Below are 14,679 nucleotides of genomic sequence, written 5' to 3'. Positions count from 1 at the left end.
CCCGTTACAGCTTCTTCAGCGGCACCACCGCGGCCATGGCGGCGTCCCCGGCGTCGTTGGGGTGCAGGTGGTCGCCGCTGTCGTACGCGGGCAGCAGCCGCTGCGGGTCCGCCGGGTCCCGGGTGACCGCGTCGAAGTCGGCGACCGCGTCCAGGGCCCCGTCCCCGCCCGCGCGGATCCACGCGTTGACCGCGACCCGGACCTGCTCGAGCTCGGGCGTCCACGAGTTCCAGCCGCGCCACGCCATGATGGTCGCGCCGACGACCCGCAGCCCGCGCGCCTTGGCCTGCGCGGAGATCTGCGCGAGCCCGGCGATGATCTCCTGCGGATCCGTCTGGTGCGGGGTCTGCTGGATGTCGTTGACGCCCTCGAAGACGATGACCGTCCGCGCTCCGGCCCGTTCGAGCACGTCCCAGTCGAGCCGGGCCAACGCGCTGGGCCCGAAGGTGTCGTAGATCGTGTAGTCCGGCGCGTTGCTGTCCAGCAGCACACGGTTGCCGCTGATGCCGGAGTTGGCGACGCCGTAGTCGGGCGCCGGGTCCGCGGCGAGCCGGGCGGCCAGGTAGTCGGTCCAGCGCCGGTTGGCGCCCCGGGTCGAGGTGACGCCGTCGGTGATGGAGTCGCCGAGCGCCACGACCGTGCCGGGCCCGCCGGAGACGTCGACGCCGTTGACGTAGTGCCAGACGCGCGTGGTCTCGCCGAACGCCGCGGCCGCCTCGTCGCCGGCGTGGTCGGCGGGCCCGCGGCTGAAGAACGAGTCCTGCATCGCGGCCGGGTGGTACGTCACCGTGCCGGAGGGCCGCGGCGTCCAGGTGCTGACGAGAAGATCGTGGTCGGCCGGTACGCGCAGCCGCACCGGGTCGCTCACCACCTCGGCCCACGCCGGGACCGTGATCGAGGCGCGCCCGTTGAACAGCACCTCGCGCAGCGTGCCGGGCCGGGCGGCACCGTCGCTCCGGTCGATCGTGCCGTCGCGGCGGCCGCCGGCGTGGGCGGAGACCGCCACGGTGACGTGCCCCATGAGCACCGGCTGGGTGCCGAAGCGGTTGGACAGGTGGATCCGTACGCTCGCGCCGCCGGCCGTGGTGTGCACGACGTTGCGGATGGTGTAGCCGGCGTATCCCTGTTCGACGCCGGACACCGCGGCGGCGGGCGCGGTGGCCCAGGCGGTGGTCCAGTCCGGACCGCGCCGCCCGGCGTCCGCGGGCGCCGCGAGGGTCACCGTGAGCAGGGCGGACGCCGCCAGGAGCCGGGAGAATCTGCGCATCGCGTACCTCCGGAGTCGATGTCAAGACAACGATCAGTGTCGATGGATGGCATGGGGCTGTAAAGGCCGGGGTACGGCAGCGGGCATGTTCGAGGGGTTCACGCTGGAGCACGTCGACGTCGGCGGGGTGACGCTGCGGGTCCGCCACGGTGGCAGCGGCCCGCCGGTCGTCCTGCTGCACGGACACCCGCGTACGCACGTCACCTGGGAGCACGTCGCGCCGGCGCTGGCGGACTCGTACACCGTCGTCTGCCCGGACCTGCGCGGGTACGGCCGTTCGTCCAAACCCCCGGCCGGCGACGACTTTTCCGGGTACTCCAAACGGGCCATGGCCGGCGATGTGGTGGCCCTGATGCGGCACCTCGGGCACGAGCGGTTCGCGGTCGCCGGGCACGACCGCGGGTGCTACGTGGCGATGCGGGTGGCACTGGACTTTCCGGACGCCGTGACGCATCTCGCCGTGCTGGACGGCGTACCCATCGGCGAAGCCCTTTCCCGGGCCGACGTCCGTTTCGCCGAGCTGTGGTGGCACTGGTTCTTCCTCGGGCAGACGGCGAAGCCGGCGGAACGGGTCATCAGCGCCGACCCGGCGGCCTGGTACCGGCTGCCGGACCACGTCCCGGCGGAGGAGCGCGAGGCGATCCTCGATCCCGCGACCGTGCACGCGATGTGTTGCGACTACCGCGCCGGGCTGCGCGCGGACCGGGCGGCGGACGACGCGGACCAGGCCGCCGGGCGCCGGATCGCCTGCCCGGTGCTGTTCGCCTGGTCGACCCGCGACGACATGGAGCTGCTCTACGGCGACCCACTGGCCATCTGGAAGCGGTGGGCCGGCGACGTCGAGGGGGTGCCGATCGGCAGCGGGCACCACATGGCCGAGGAGAACCCCGCCGCCCTGACGGCCGCGCTGCGGAGCCTGCTTCGACGTCGTTGATTGCGCCGGCCCGGAACCGGGCAGGTATGCGGGCACACACGGGTGGTGCGCAACGCGGCGAACTGCCAGATCATAGGGACAAGCTCGGCGAAGGGCGGTGCGCGGTGGGCGAAGAGGTCGAACGCAAGGACTTCACCCGCGAGGACCGGACACGGTACCGGCAGAAGATCCGGCGCAGCCTCGACGTGTTCGCCTCGATGCTGCGCGAGTCACGGTTCGACTTCGAGCGGCCGCTGACCGGCATGGAGATCGAGCTGAACCTGGTCGACGGCGACGCCGACCCGGCGATGCGCAACGCGCAGGTGCTGGGCTCGCTCGCCGACCCGGACTTCCAGACCGAGCTGGGCCAGTTCAACGTCGAGATCAACGTGGCGCCCCGGCGGCTCACCGCGGACGGCAGCGCCGACCTCGAGCGGGAGCTGCGGGCCAGCCTCAACAACGCCGAGGAGCACGCCCGCAGCAACGGCGCGCACATGGTGATGATCGGCATCCTGCCGACGCTGCGCAAGGAGCACCTGACCGCGGACGCGCTGTCGGCCAATCCCCGGTACGCGCTGCTCAACGAGCAGATCTTCGCGGCCCGCGGCGAGGACCTCGACATCCGCATCGACGGCATCGACCGGCTCGCGGTCACCACCGACACGATCGCGCCCGAGGCCGCCTGCACCAGCACCCAGTTCCACCTGCAGGTCAGCCCGGAGCAGTTCGCCGCGTACTGGAACGCCGCCCAGGTGATCGCCGGCGTGCAGGTGGCGCTAGGGGCCAACTCGCCGCTGCTGTTCGGCCGCGAGTTGTGGCGCGAGACCCGCATCCCGCTGTTCGAGCAGGCCACCGACACCCGGTCGGAGGAGATCCGGGCCCAGGGCGTACGGCCCCGGGTGTGGTTCGGCGAGCGCTGGATCACCTCGGTCTTCGACCTGTTCGAGGAGAACGTACGCTACTTCCCCGCCCTGCTGCCGATCTGCGACGAGGACGACCCGGAGCAGATCCTGGAGAGCGGCGACACCCCGGAGCTGAGCGAGCTGCGGCTGCACAACGGCACGGTGTACCGCTGGAACCGCCCGATCTACGCGGTGGTGAAGGGCCGGCCGCACCTGCGCGTGGAGAACAGGGTGCTGCCGGCCGGCCCGACCGTGGTGGACACCGTCGCCAACGGCGCCTTCTACTACGGGCTGGTCCGCATGCTGGCCGAGGCCGAGCGTCCGGTGTGGACGCAGATGTCGTTCAGCGCCGCCGAGGAGAACTTCCACTCCTGCGCGCGGCACGGCATCGCGGCCTCGGTGTTCTGGCCCGGGCTCGGCTACGTGCCGGTGTCGGAGCTGGTGCTGCGCCGCCTGCTGCCGCTGGCCCGCGAAGGGCTGGACAAGTGGGGCGTCTCCCCCGCCGAACGCGACCGGCTGCTGGGCATCATCGAGCAGCGCTGCCTCACCGGGCGCAACGGCGCGACGTGGCAGGTGGAGACGCTGCACGCGCTGGAGGGCGAGGGCATGGACCGGCAGGACGCGCTGCACGAGATGCTGCGCCGCTACCTCCCGCCGATGCACGAGAACGTCCCGGTGCACGAATGGCCGCTGCATTGATCATGAATGGAGAAGCTTTCGCCCCGTCTCCCGGTTAGCGTGACTGCACTGCCGAGGAGACGGAGACGACATGAGCACGGCCCACATCGCCGACAGCCACGACCTGATCCGGGTGACCGGCGCGCGGGAGAACAACCTCAAGGACGTGAGCGTCGAGATCCCGAAGCGCCGGCTCACCGTGTTCACCGGCGTCTCGGGCTCGGGCAAGAGCTCGCTGGTGTTCGGCACGATCGCCGCCGAGTCCCAGCGCATGATCAATGAGACGTACAGCGCGTTCGTGCAGGGCTTCATGCCGACGCTGGCCCGGCCCGACGTGGACGTGCTCGAGGGGCTGACCACCGCGATCATCGTCGACCAGGAGCGGATGGGCGCCAACCCGCGCTCCACCGTCGGCACGGCCACCGACGCCAACGCCATGCTGCGCATCCTGTTCAGCCGGCTCGGCAAGCCGCACATCGGCTCGCCGCAGGCGTTCTCCTTCAACGTCGCCTCGATCAGCGGCGCCGGCGCGGTGACCGTGGAGAAGGGCGGCCGGACGGTCAAGGAGCGCCGCACGTTCAGCCTCACCGGCGGCATGTGCCCGCGCTGCGAGGGCATGGGCAAGGTCTCCGACATCGACCTGGCCCAGCTGTACGACGACAGCAAGTCGCTCAACGAGAGCGCGATCACGATCCCCGGCTACAGCATGGAGGGCTGGTACGGCCGCATCTTCCGCGGCTGCGGCTTCTTCGACCCGGACAAGCCCATCGCCAAGTTCACCAAGCGCGAGCTGAACGACCTGCTCTACAAGGAGCCGACGAAGATCAAGGTCGACGGCATCAACCTCACGTACGCCGGCCTCATCCCGTCCATCCAGAAGTCCTTCCTCTCCAAGGACGTCGACGCGCTGCAGCCGCACATCCGCGCCTTCGTCGACCGCGTGGTCACCTTCGCCGTGTGCCCCGAGTGCGACGGCACCCGGCTCAGCGCGGCGGCCCGGTCGTCGAAGATCGCGGGCGTCTCCATCGCCGACGCGTGCGCCCTGCAGATCAGCGATCTGGCCCAGTGGGTCGCCGGCCTGGACGAGCCGTCCGTCGCGCCGCTGCTGGGCAAGCTGCGGCACACGCTCGACTCGTTCGTCGGCATCGGCCTGGGCTATCTCAGCCTCGACCGGGCGGCCGGGACGCTCTCCGGCGGCGAGGCGCAGCGCACCAAGATGATCCGCCACCTCGGGTCCTCGCTGACCGACGTCACGTACGTCTTCGACGAGCCCACCATCGGGCTGCACCCGCACGACATCCAGCGGATGAACGAGCTGCTGCTGCAGCTGCGCGACAAGGGCAACACCGTGCTGGTGGTCGAGCACAAGCCGGAGGCCATCGCGATCGCCGACCACGTGGTCGACCTCGGGCCGGGCGCGGGCACGGCCGGCGGCGAGGTGGTGTACGAAGGCACCGTGGACGGGCTACGCGGCAGCGGCACGCTCACCGGCCGGCACCTCGACGACCGGGCCTCGCTCAAGCCGGCCGTCCGCGAGCCCTCCGGCGCGCTGGAGATCCGCGGCGCCGCCACCCACAACCTGCGCGACGTCGACGTGGACATCCCACTCGGCGTGCTCGTGGTGGTCACCGGGGTGGCCGGCTCCGGCAAGAGCTCCCTGATCCACGGCTCGGTGGCCGGGCGCGACGGCGTGGTCGCGGTCGACCAGGCCCCGATCCGCGGGTCACGGCGCAGCAACCCGGCGACGTACACCGGGCTGCTCGAGCCGATCCGCAAGGCGTTCGCGAAGACCAACGGGGTGAAGCCGGCCCTGTTCAGCGCGAACTCCGAGGGCGCCTGCCCCACCTGCAACGGCGCCGGCGTCATCTACACCGACCTGGGCATCATGGCGGGCGTCGCCACCGTCTGCGAGGAGTGCGAGGGCAAGCGGTTCCAGGCCTCGGTGCTGGAGTACAAGCTCGGCGGCCGCGACATCAGCGAAGTGCTCGCCATGCCGGTCACCGAGGCCGAGGAGTTCCTCGGCACCGGGGAGGCACGCACCCCCGCCGCACACGCGATCCTGCAGCGCCTCACCGACGTCGGGCTCGGCTACCTCAGCCTCGGCCAGCCGCTCACCACGCTGTCCGGCGGCGAACGGCAGCGGCTCAAGCTCGCCACGCACATGGGCGACAAGGGCGGGATCTACGTCCTCGACGAGCCGACCACGGGCCTGCACCTCGCGGACGTCGAGCAGCTGCTGGCCCTGCTCGACCGGCTCGTCGACGCGGGCAAGTCGGTCATCGTGATCGAGCACCACCAGGCCGTCATGGCGCACGCCGACTGGATCATCGACCTCGGGCCGGGCGCCGGGCACGACGGCGGCCGGGTGGTCTTCGAGGGCACCCCGGCCCGTCTCGTCGCCGGCCGCTCCACGCTCACGGGTGAGCATCTGGCGGCGTACGTGCGCTGACGGCCACCGTCACGCCGCCCACGACCGTCTTGCCCAGCAGCAGCGCCGCTGCGGCCCCGGCCGCCCGTAAGGCCGCGGCCTCCGCGACACTCGGGACGCCGGCCCGGGCGGCCACCACGGCGGAGGGGTTCGGCGTCGCGACGACGGCCAGCTCGTCCGGGGTGAACGTCACCAGCGGCCAGCCATGCCGGGCGGCCCAGGGCCCGACGACCGCGGCGCGCCGGTCGAGCGTGGCGACCGCGCCGACGACCGCGGCGCGCCGGTCGAGCGTGGCGACCGCGCCGACGTGCGCCGGGGTCAGCCCGATCGTCGCGAGGGCGGCGGCAACCGCCCGGTCCAGGTCCTCGGCGCCGGCCCGGGAGTGCGCGCCGAGCCCCAGGACCACGGTCACGCGGCGCCGGCCCCGGGAGTGCGCGCCGAGGCCCGGGACCACGGTCACGCGGTGGCGGCTGCCACGACGCGGCGGGCGATGGCCGGGTCGGCGGCCCAGTGCAGGTGCAGGTACGACGCGTGCAGGCGGGGCGCCGCGAAACCCTCCGGATCGGCGCCGCGCCATGCCCAGGCCGCTCCCCCGGCGGGCTCCAGCAGCAGCCCGGAGCGCGGATGCACGCTCGTGCGGTGGAATTCGTGGCCGGTGATCCGCGACCCGGCCGGCAGCAGCGGGCTGTCCGACAGCGCGACCGCGTCGCGGTATCCCAGCGTGAGCGACGGCGTCATCGCGGCGTCGGCGTCCAGCACCCCGCACATCGGCGCGCCGTCGAGGGTGCGGCACAGCCACAGCAGGCCGGCGCACTCGGCGGTGATCGGCAGGCCCGCCGCGGCTCCGGCCGCCACCGCCGCGCGCAGCGGCTCGTTCGCCGACAGCTCGGCCGCGTACACCTCGGGGAAGCCGCCGCCCACGACCAGCGCGCGGGTGCCCTCCGGCAGGGCCTCGTCGCGCAGCGGGTCCACCACCACGACCTCGGCGCCGGCCCCGGCGAGCAGCTCGGCCGTCTCGGCGTACGCGAAGGTGAAGGCCGGCCCGCCGGCGAGCGCGACCACCGGACGGCTTGCGACCGGTTCCGCGGCCTCGGGCGACCAGGGCTCCGCGTGCAGCGCCGGCGCCGAGCGGGCCAGCGCGAGCACCGCGTCCAGGTCCACAGCGGACTCCACGAGCGACGCCAGCGCGGCCACCGACGCGAGCGCCTCGGCCCGGCGCTCGGCCGCCGGCACGAGCCCGAGGTGCCGCGACGGGGCCTCGACCGCGGCGGCCCGCCGCATCGCGCCCAGCACGGGGGTGCCGACCTCCTCGCACGCCTCCCGCAGCAGCGCCTCGTGCCGGTCCGAGCCCACCTGGTTGAGGATCACGCCGCCGATGCGCACCGAGCCGAAGCTGCGGAAGCCGTGCACGAGCGCGGCCACGGACCGGCCCTGTGCCGCCGCATTGACCACCAGCACGACCGGCGCGTTCAGCAGCCCGGCGACCTGCGCGGTCGAACCCGTGTCCCCGGCGCCGACCCGCCCGTCGTAGAGACCCATCACCCCCTCGACGACGGCGATGTCGGTGCCGGCGGAGCCGTGCGCGAACAGCGGCCCGATCCGGTCCTCGCCCACCAGCACCGGGTCCAGGTTGCGCCCCGGCCGGCCGGCGGCGAGCGCGTGGTAGCCCGGATCGATGTAGTCCGGCCCCACCTTGAACGGCGCGACCGACAAACCCCGTTTCGCGTACGCGGCCAGCAGGCCCGTCGCGACGGTGGTCTTGCCGTGCCCGGAGGCGGGTGCCGCGATGACGATCCGGGGGACGCTCACCACTCGATGCCCCGCTGGCCCTTGCGGCCGGCGTCCATCGGGTGCTTCACCTTCGTCATCTCGGTGACCAGGTCGGCGGCGGCCAGCAGGTCCGGGTGCGCGTCCCGGCCGGTGATGACCACGTGCTGCGTGCCGGGCCGCTCCCGTAGGGTCTCCACCACGTCCGCGACGTCGACCCAGCCCCACTTCATCGGGTACGTGAACTCGTCCAGCACGTAGAAGGAGTGCGTCTCGGCGGCGAGGTCCCGTTTGATCTGGGCCCAGCCCTCGGCGGCCTCGGCGGCGTGATCACGCTCGGCGCCGGCGCGCTGGATCCAGGACCAGCCCTCGCCCATCTTGTGCCACGCGACGCTCGCACCGCCGGGGACCCGGCCGAGGGCCTTGAGCGCCGCCTCCTCGCCGACCCGCCACTTCTCGGACTTCACGAACTGGAACACGCCGATCGACCAGCCGGCGTTCCAGGCCCGCAACGCCATCCCGAAGGCGGCGGTGGACTTGCCCTTGCCGTGTCCGGTGTGGACGGCCAGCAATGCCTGGCGGCGGCGCTGCCGGGTGGTGAGCCCGTCGTCGGGCACGGTGGTGACCTGACCCTGGGGCATCAGGCGGCCCTCCCCGTTGCGCCGGTCGCCGAGAGCGCGTCCAGCGGCATGACGTCCGCCTGCAGCGCGGCGGCGAGCCGCCGGGCGAGGCCGAGCCGGACCGGTCCCGACTCGCAGTCGACGACGACGGTGGCCACACCCGCGAGAGCGGGGGCGAGCGTCACCGGGTCGGGCCCGCTGGTGGCGCGCCCGTCGGTCACCACGATCAGCAGCGGCCGCCGGCGCGGGTCCCGCCGCCGCTCGGCGGCGATGGTCGTCGCCGCGGTCCGCAGGCCGGCGGCGAGCGGGGTGCGGCCACCGGTGCGCAGCGCGGCCAGCCGCAGCACCCCGACCTCGTGACTCGAGGTGGGCGGCAGCACCTGCTCCGCCGACGAGCCGCGGAACGTGATCATGCCGATCCGGTCCCGCCGCTGGTACGCGTCCCGCAGCAGCGACAGCACGGCGGTCTTCACGACGGTCATCCGCTTGCGCGCCGCCATCGACCCGGACGCGTCCACGACGAACAGCACCAGGTTGGCCTCGCGGCCGACGTGCACCGCCTCGCGCAGGTCCGAGGGGAGCACGAGCCGGTCCGCGCCCCGGTGGATCGCGGCCCGCAGCGTCGCGGGCAGGTGGGGTGCCCCGCGCAGTCTGCCCCGCGGCACCCGGGAGCCGACGACGCGGCCGCGGCGGGCGAACGCGGGTGAGCGCCGGCCCGTGTGGCCGCCCTCGCCGCGCGCGCTGATCCGCAGGGCGCGGGGACGGTAGGCCTGGCCGGGCGATGCCGGCGCGGGTGCGGGGCGTTTGTCCGGCGCGTCGTCGCTCGTCGGCGCGTCACCGGCCCGCGGCCCGTCGTCACTCCGGGGCGTGTCGGCGGCCTGAGGCGCGTCGCCGCCGTCCCTCGGACCGTCGCTGTTCCTCTGCCCGTCGCCGGGGCCTTCGTCACGCGGCCCGTCGCCGCCCGGAGGCGGGGGCGGTGGTGGCGGATCGTCGTCGGGATCCTCCGCCGCGGCCTGGTCGAGGGCCTCCTCCAGGCGCTGCTCGTCCGTACCCGGCGGATCGAGGGGGTCCTTGCGGCGGCGGTGCGGCAGCGCGAGGCGGGCGGCGTCGCGGACGTCCTCCGCGGTGACCCGGTCGCGGCCGTGCCAGGCGGCGAGCGCCACCGCGCAGCGGGCCACCACGATGTCGGCGCGCATGCCGTCCACCCCGTACGCGAGACACACCCGGGCGATCCGGTCGAGCTCGGCGTCCGGGAGCCGGACCGAGGGAACGGCTGTGCGGGCGGCCCGGATGCGGGCGGCGAGGGCCTGCTCCTCGCCGGCGAAGCGGGCGGCGAACGCGCCGGGACCGGCCTCGTACGCCAGCCGCCGCCGCACCACCTCGGCGCGCTGCCCGGCGTCGCGGGGCGCCGCGACGGTCACGACCAGCCCGAACCGGTCGACGAGCTGCGGGCGGGGCTCGCCCTCCTCCGGGTTCATGGTGCCGACCAGCAGGAACCGGGCGGCGTGCTTGACCGACACACCGTCGCGCTCGACGTGCGCGCGGCCCATCGCGGCGGCGTCCAGCAGCAGGTCGACGAGGTGGTCCGGGAGCAGGTTGACCTCGTCGACGTAGAGCGCGCCCCGGTGCGCGGCGGCGAGCAGGCCCGGCTCGTACGCCTTCACGCCGTCGGACAGCGCGCGCTGGATGTCGAGGGTGCCGACCACGCGGTCCTCGGTGGCGCCGACGGGCAGCTCGACGAGGGTGGCGGGCCGGTGCCCGTGCGGGGCGCCGGGCTCGTGCGGCCCGTCGGGGCACTGCGGATCGGGGGCGGCCGGATCGCAGGCGAAGCGGCAGCCCCGGACCACGTCGACCTCGGGGAGCAGGGCGGCGAGCGCGCGTACGACGGTGCTCTTGGCGGTGCCCTTCTCGCCGCGGACGAGCACGCCGCCGACGGCGGGTGAGACCGCGGTCAGCAGCAGGGCCAGGCGCAGATCGTCGAGGCCGACGACGGCGGAGAACGGGTACGGCGTCACGGCCACGGTCCTTTCGGCGGGTGTCCACGCCCGCGTGTGGGAGGAACGAGCGGCCGGAGTCTCCTGACTCCCGGGCGCACGGCGGCGTCCGGTCACAGTGGCGGGACCGTCCCGGACTCGCACCGGGTTCCTCCGCTACCGCTCGCCGGTCACTCTGTCGCACCGCCGCCCACGCCGTCAACGCGCCGAGCGCGTGGCCGTTCTCACCCGGCGCCGGGCCGCGGTGCCGACCGGCCCGGCCGCCGGGCCGGCGACCGGGCCGGCCCGCCGGAATCAACCACCTTGGGCCCGTACTCCGCCGGCCTTGTCGCCGGTGACCGCCTTCTCGGTGCCGGGCAGCGGCGACGGGGCGATCCGGTCCAGCTCGGTGAGCACGTCCGTGACCGCCAGCGCCGACTTCTCCACCAGCGGGCGCAGCCGCCGGTAGAGGGCCGCGGACTCCGGGTCGGGCCGGGTGTGCGCGGTGATGTCCACCAGCTCCGCGGCCCGGTCGAGGTCGGGCAGGTCACCGATCGCGTGCAGGCCGAGCAGGCAGGCGCCCAGCGCGGTGCCCTCGGGCGTGTCCGCGATCGCCACGGGCAGGTCCAGCGCCGCCGCCAGCACGCCGACCCACAGCTCCGAGGCGACCGCGCCGCCGGTGGCGCGGACCTCCGTCATCGGCACGCCCTCGGCCTCGAACGTGTCGCGGACCAGGGCGAGCTGCTGGCAGACGCCTTCCACGGCCGCCCGCACCATGTGCGCGCGCCCGTGCTCGCGCCGCAGGCCCAGGTACGCCCCGCGCATGCCGCCCCGCCACCAGGGCGCCCGCTCCCCCAGCAGGTACGGCAGGCAGAGCAGCCCGTCGCTGCCGGGCCGTACGCCGGCCGCCTCGGTGAGCAGCGCGGCGTCGCGGACGTCGGCGTCCTCGCCCTCCGCGGCGGGACGGTCGACACCCTCGGCCATCGTCTGGCCGGCCCAGCGCACGACCGAGCCGGCGTTGTTGATCGCGCCGCCGAGCACCCAGCGGTCCTCGGTGAGCGCGTAGCAGAAGAGCCGGCCGGCCTTGTCCGCGGTGGGGGCGTCGACGACCGTCCGCAGCGCCCCGCTGGTGCCGAGCGACACCGCGGCCACACCGGCCGGGATGGCGCCGACGCCGAGGTTGGCCAGCGGCCCGTCGGCGGCGCCGATGACCAGCGGGGTGTCCGGCGGCAGGCCGGCCGCCCCGGCGATCTCGGCGTCCAGCGTGAGCGTGGTGGTGGTCGGGACGACCTCGGCGAGCCGGTCGGCGGTGATCCCGGCGATGTCGAGCGCCTCGGGGTCCCAGCGCCGCTCGTGGATGTCGTACAGCCCGGTGCCGGAGGCGATCGAGAGGTCGACGACGAACCCCTCCCGGGTCAGGGCGCCGAGCACGAGTTCCTTGACGCCGCCCCAGCGCGGCGTGTCGCGCAGGGTGTCCGGGTCGGTGGCCCGCCACCAGGCGAGCTTGGCCAGCGGCGCCATCGGGTGCACGGGCGTGCCGGTGCGTGCCTGCAACGGTTTCGCGCGCCCGGCCTCGGCGATGGCGTCGCTCTGCGCGGCCGAGCGGTTGTCGGCCCAGGTGATCAGCGGCCCGCGCGGGGTGCCGTCGGCGTTCATCGGGGCCAGGCCGTGCAGGAAGGCGCTCAGGCTGACGGCGAGGACCCGGTCGCCGCGCTCCCGGCACTTCCGGGCCACGGTGACGAGGGCTTCGACGGCGGCGTCGCGCAGATGGGCCGGGTCCAGCTCGGCCCGGCCGGGCCCGGGCACGGAGAGCGGGTAGTGCACGCTCGTCACCGCGCGTACCTCACCGTCCATCCCGGCCGCGATGCCCTTCGTGGCGGTGGTTCCGGTGTCGATCCCGATGACGACGTCCATGCATCCTCCCCGATCGTCGCGCCCGGCGACCTGCGTGCCCACCGAACATGCCCGATGCGGCGCCGCGTCATGCCGGCCTTCAGAAGCTCTTCTCGTACGCGGCGCGCAGGTCGTCCCACCCGTACGCCATGGCGTCCCGCCCGCGGATGACACCGACCGGATCGCCGTCGAGCAACCGTACGAGCACAGCGACGCACAGGTGCCATCCGGCCGCGTACATCGGGGCACCCTCGCGCTCGGCGACGGTGTGCCGCAGCGTGAGCCGGGTGCCGCCGGCGGTGTCCTCGAGCTCCCACCGCAGCAGGTCCTCACCCCACGAATACTCCAGCAGGGCGGGCGCGTCGGCACGCCGTACGGTCGCCGGGGTGTCCATCCGCTCCGGACCGTCGACCACGGTGAGCGTGACGTCGCCGGGCTGCGAGAGGTCCCGCCCGGCGGCGAAGGGAGCCCACCGGTCGAGCCGCTGCGGGTCGGTGAGCGCCGACCAGACCTTCTCCCGCGGGTACGGCAGGTCGCGGATGAACACGAGTGTCCACCGCCCGTCCGCGGGCACCACGGTGGCGCCTCCGGCGGGTCCGGGATCGAACGACGTCATGACTCCTCCAGGTGGCGTTCGAGCGCGTCGAGGTGCCGGTCCCACATCCGCCGGTACGGCGCCAGCCACGCGTCCAGCGCGCGGAACGGCGCCGGCTCGAGGCGGTAGATGCGGTGCTGGGCGGCCGTACGGCTGGACACGAACCCGGCCTCGCGCAGCACCTTGAGGTGCTTGGAGACGGCGGGCTGGCTTATGGCGAGCGTGGCGACGAGGTCTCCGACGCTGCGCTCGGCGAGGCGCAGCTCGTCGAGGATGCGGCGGCGGGTCGGCTCGGCCAGCACGGCGATGGCGTCCACGGGCACGAGCCGACTATTCCACCACGGTTATATAACCGTCAAGGCATAGAGTTGGGTGCGATGATGGCGGGGTGCGGGTGCTGATCGTGACCTCCGGCTCGACCGGAGACGTGGCGCCGTACACGGGTCTCGGCGAGCGGCTGCGCGCCGCCGGCCACGACGTCACCCTCGCCACTCACGAGCCGTTCCGCGCGTCGGTGACGCTGCCGTTCGTGCCGATCCCGGGCGACCTGCGTGAGATCCTGCCGCAGGCCCACGGTCAGGACGGTACGGGTTCCGGCACCGGGCCGCGGGCTCTGCTGCAGCTGCTACGCATCGCCCGGCCGCTCGTGGCGGAGATGGGCGACGGCATCGCCGCGGCCGTCGACCAGACCCGGGCCGAGGCGGTGCTGCTGTCGACCGTGGTGGCGCCGCTGGGCTATCAGGTCGCCGAGGCCGCCGGCATCCCGTGGGCGGGCGTGTTCCTGCAGCCGGTGTTCCCGACCGGGGACTTCGGGCCCGTCCTGGTCGGCGGGCGCTCCGCGGGACGGCTCGGCAACCGGCTCACGGGCCGGCTCACGGAGGCCTCGGCGTGGCCGCTCTACCGCGGCCCGGTCCGCGACCTGCGCGACCGGCTCGGGCTGCCCCGCAAGGGCATCCGGCGCCTGCAGGCCGAGCAGCAGCAGCGCCGGCCGACGTTTCACGGCTTCAGCCCGTCCGTGGTGCCCCGGCCCGCGGACTGGCCGCCGTCGCAGGAGGTCGTCGGCTACTGGTGGCCGGCCCGGCCGGCCGGGTGGACGCCGCCCGCGGAGGTGACGGACTTCCTCGCCGCCGGACCGCCGCCGGTGTTCATCGGCTTCGGCAGCATGGCGCCCGGCCACGGCGGCCGCCTGTCGCGGCCCGTGCTGGCGGCCGTCCGCGCGGCCGGCGTCCGCGCGATCGTGCAGGCGGGATGGTCGGGCCTGCACGCCGGCGACGACCCGGACGTGCTCAACGTGGGCCCGATGCCGCACGACTGGCTGTTCCCGCGCGTGGCGGCCGTCGTGCACCACGCCGGCGCCGGGACGACCGCGGCCGCGCTGCGGGCCGGCGTACCCGCCGTACCGGTGCCGGTCCTGGCGGATCAACCGTTCTGGGCGCGCCGGGTGCACGAGCTGGGCGTCGCCGCACGGCCGGTTCCCCTGCCGCAGCTGACGGCCGATCGGCTCGCGGCGGCGCTGCGCGCGGCGCCCGCGCTGCGCGGGCGCGCGGCGGCGCTGGCCACCCGGATCCGCGCCGAGGACGGCGCCGCCCGCATCATCGACTGGCTCGGCGCCCTCTGAAACGCCGGCGGCCGCCCCGGGCAAC

12 protein-coding genes and 1 riboswitch are annotated in these 14,679 nt (G+C 74.5%); of the genes, 4 read left to right on the top strand and 8 right to left on the bottom strand.

Going from position 1 to position 14,679, the window contains the following annotated elements; all coding sequences use genetic code 11:
* Positions 1 to 4 precede the first annotated feature (4 nt).
* Positions 5 to 1,267 (bottom strand): SGNH/GDSL hydrolase family protein, encoded by a 1,263-nt coding sequence (locus tag AB0K03_RS32485; RefSeq protein ID WP_364692880.1) that lies wholly within the window; start codon positions 1,265 to 1,267, stop codon positions 5 to 7.
* 85 nt (positions 1,268 to 1,352) lie between these two features.
* Here AB0K03_RS32485 and AB0K03_RS32480 point away from each other — a divergent pair, with 85 nt between their 5' ends.
* The 3 genes from AB0K03_RS32480 (at position 1,353) to AB0K03_RS32470 (ending at position 6,209) form a co-directional block, all read left to right on the top strand.
* Positions 1,353 to 2,201, top strand: coding sequence for an alpha/beta hydrolase (locus AB0K03_RS32480; RefSeq protein ID WP_364692877.1), 849 nt, complete (start codon positions 1,353 to 1,355; stop codon positions 2,199 to 2,201).
* Positions 2,202 to 2,305: 104 nt separating this feature from the next.
* Entirely contained in the window at positions 2,306 to 3,781 is a 1,476-nt protein-coding gene (locus AB0K03_RS32475) for a glutamate--cysteine ligase (protein ID WP_364692874.1), read from the top strand.
* A gap of 70 nt (positions 3,782 to 3,851) precedes the next feature.
* The gene (locus AB0K03_RS32470) at positions 3,852 to 6,209 is read left to right on the top strand and encodes an excinuclease ABC subunit UvrA (RefSeq protein WP_364692872.1); all 2,358 of its coding nucleotides are present in this window, start codon (positions 3,852 to 3,854) and stop codon (positions 6,207 to 6,209) included.
* Here AB0K03_RS32470 and AB0K03_RS32465 read toward each other — a convergent pair.
* The 7 genes from AB0K03_RS32465 to AB0K03_RS32435 all read right to left on the bottom strand — a co-directional run bounded on the left by AB0K03_RS32465 (position 6,175) and on the right by AB0K03_RS32435 (position 13,359).
* Entirely contained in the window at positions 6,175 to 6,648 is a 474-nt protein-coding gene (locus tag AB0K03_RS32465; RefSeq protein ID WP_364692869.1) for a cobalamin biosynthesis protein, read from the bottom strand. The two genes, AB0K03_RS32470 and AB0K03_RS32465, sit on opposite strands and share 35 nt — an antisense overlap.
* Positions 6,645 to 8,000: a cobyrinate a,c-diamide synthase gene (locus tag AB0K03_RS32460; RefSeq protein ID WP_364692866.1), complete on the bottom strand. Its 1,356-nt coding sequence runs from the start codon at positions 7,998 to 8,000 to the stop codon at positions 6,645 to 6,647. Before AB0K03_RS32460 ends, AB0K03_RS32465 begins: the two co-directional genes overlap by 4 nt.
* Positions 7,994 to 8,596: a cob(I)yrinic acid a,c-diamide adenosyltransferase gene (cobO, locus tag AB0K03_RS32455; protein WP_364692863.1), complete on the bottom strand. Its 603-nt coding sequence runs from the start codon at positions 8,594 to 8,596 to the stop codon at positions 7,994 to 7,996. Before cobO ends, AB0K03_RS32460 begins: the two co-directional genes overlap by 7 nt.
* Positions 8,596 to 10,590 carry a VWA domain-containing protein gene (locus AB0K03_RS32450; protein WP_364692860.1) on the bottom strand — a complete coding sequence of 665 codons (1,995 nt, stop codon included), beginning with the start codon at positions 10,588 to 10,590 and terminating at the stop codon, positions 8,596 to 8,598. The genes cobO and AB0K03_RS32450 overlap by 1 nt, the downstream gene beginning before the upstream one ends.
* Before the next feature lie 56 nt (positions 10,591 to 10,646).
* Positions 10,647 to 10,723, bottom strand: a riboswitch (cobalamin riboswitch).
* Between the two features lie 140 nt (positions 10,724 to 10,863).
* A complete protein-coding gene (locus AB0K03_RS32445; protein ID WP_364692857.1) occupies positions 10,864 to 12,462 on the bottom strand; it encodes a gluconokinase in 1,599 nt (532 codons plus the stop codon).
* A gap of 79 nt (positions 12,463 to 12,541) precedes the next feature.
* Positions 12,542 to 13,057 (bottom strand): SRPBCC family protein, encoded by a 516-nt coding sequence (locus AB0K03_RS32440; protein WP_364692854.1) that lies wholly within the window; start codon positions 13,055 to 13,057, stop codon positions 12,542 to 12,544.
* A complete protein-coding gene (locus AB0K03_RS32435) occupies positions 13,054 to 13,359 on the bottom strand; it encodes a metalloregulator ArsR/SmtB family transcription factor (protein WP_364692851.1) in 306 nt (101 codons plus the stop codon). Before AB0K03_RS32435 ends, AB0K03_RS32440 begins: the two co-directional genes overlap by 4 nt.
* A gap of 65 nt (positions 13,360 to 13,424) precedes the next feature.
* On the opposite strand from AB0K03_RS32435, the gene AB0K03_RS32430 reads away from it, so the two are divergent.
* On the top strand, positions 13,425 to 14,654 hold the full coding sequence (locus AB0K03_RS32430; protein WP_364692848.1) for a glycosyltransferase: 1,230 nt from the start codon (positions 13,425 to 13,427) through the stop codon (positions 14,652 to 14,654).
* Positions 14,655 to 14,679: the final 25 nt, after the last annotated feature.

This window comes from Actinoplanes sp. NPDC049316 (assembly GCF_040677315.1).
Classification (GTDB): domain Bacteria; phylum Actinomycetota; class Actinomycetes; order Mycobacteriales; family Micromonosporaceae; genus Actinoplanes.
The sequence above is the reverse complement of the archived record's forward strand: the minus strand, read 5'-3'. Positions and strand labels throughout refer to the sequence as shown.

Excerpts from the sequence above, each read along its gene's own strand:
- AB0K03_RS32485 (WP_364692880.1), bottom strand. The coding sequence starts at position 1,267 with ATGCGCAGATTCTCCCGGCTCCTGGCGGCGTCCGCCCTGCTCACGGTG.
- AB0K03_RS32480 (WP_364692877.1), top strand. The coding sequence starts at position 1,353 with ATGTTCGAGGGGTTCACGCTGGAGCACGTCGACGTCGGCGGGGTGACG.
- AB0K03_RS32470 (WP_364692872.1), top strand. The coding sequence starts at position 3,852 with ATGAGCACGGCCCACATCGCCGACAGCCACGACCTGATCCGGGTGACC.
- cobO (WP_364692863.1), bottom strand. The coding sequence starts at position 8,596 with ATGCCCCAGGGTCAGGTCACCACCGTGCCCGACGACGGGCTCACCACC.
- AB0K03_RS32445 (WP_364692857.1), bottom strand. The coding sequence starts at position 12,462 with ATGGACGTCGTCATCGGGATCGACACCGGAACCACCGCCACGAAGGGC.
- AB0K03_RS32440 (WP_364692854.1), bottom strand. The coding sequence starts at position 13,057 with ATGACGTCGTTCGATCCCGGACCCGCCGGAGGCGCCACCGTGGTGCCC.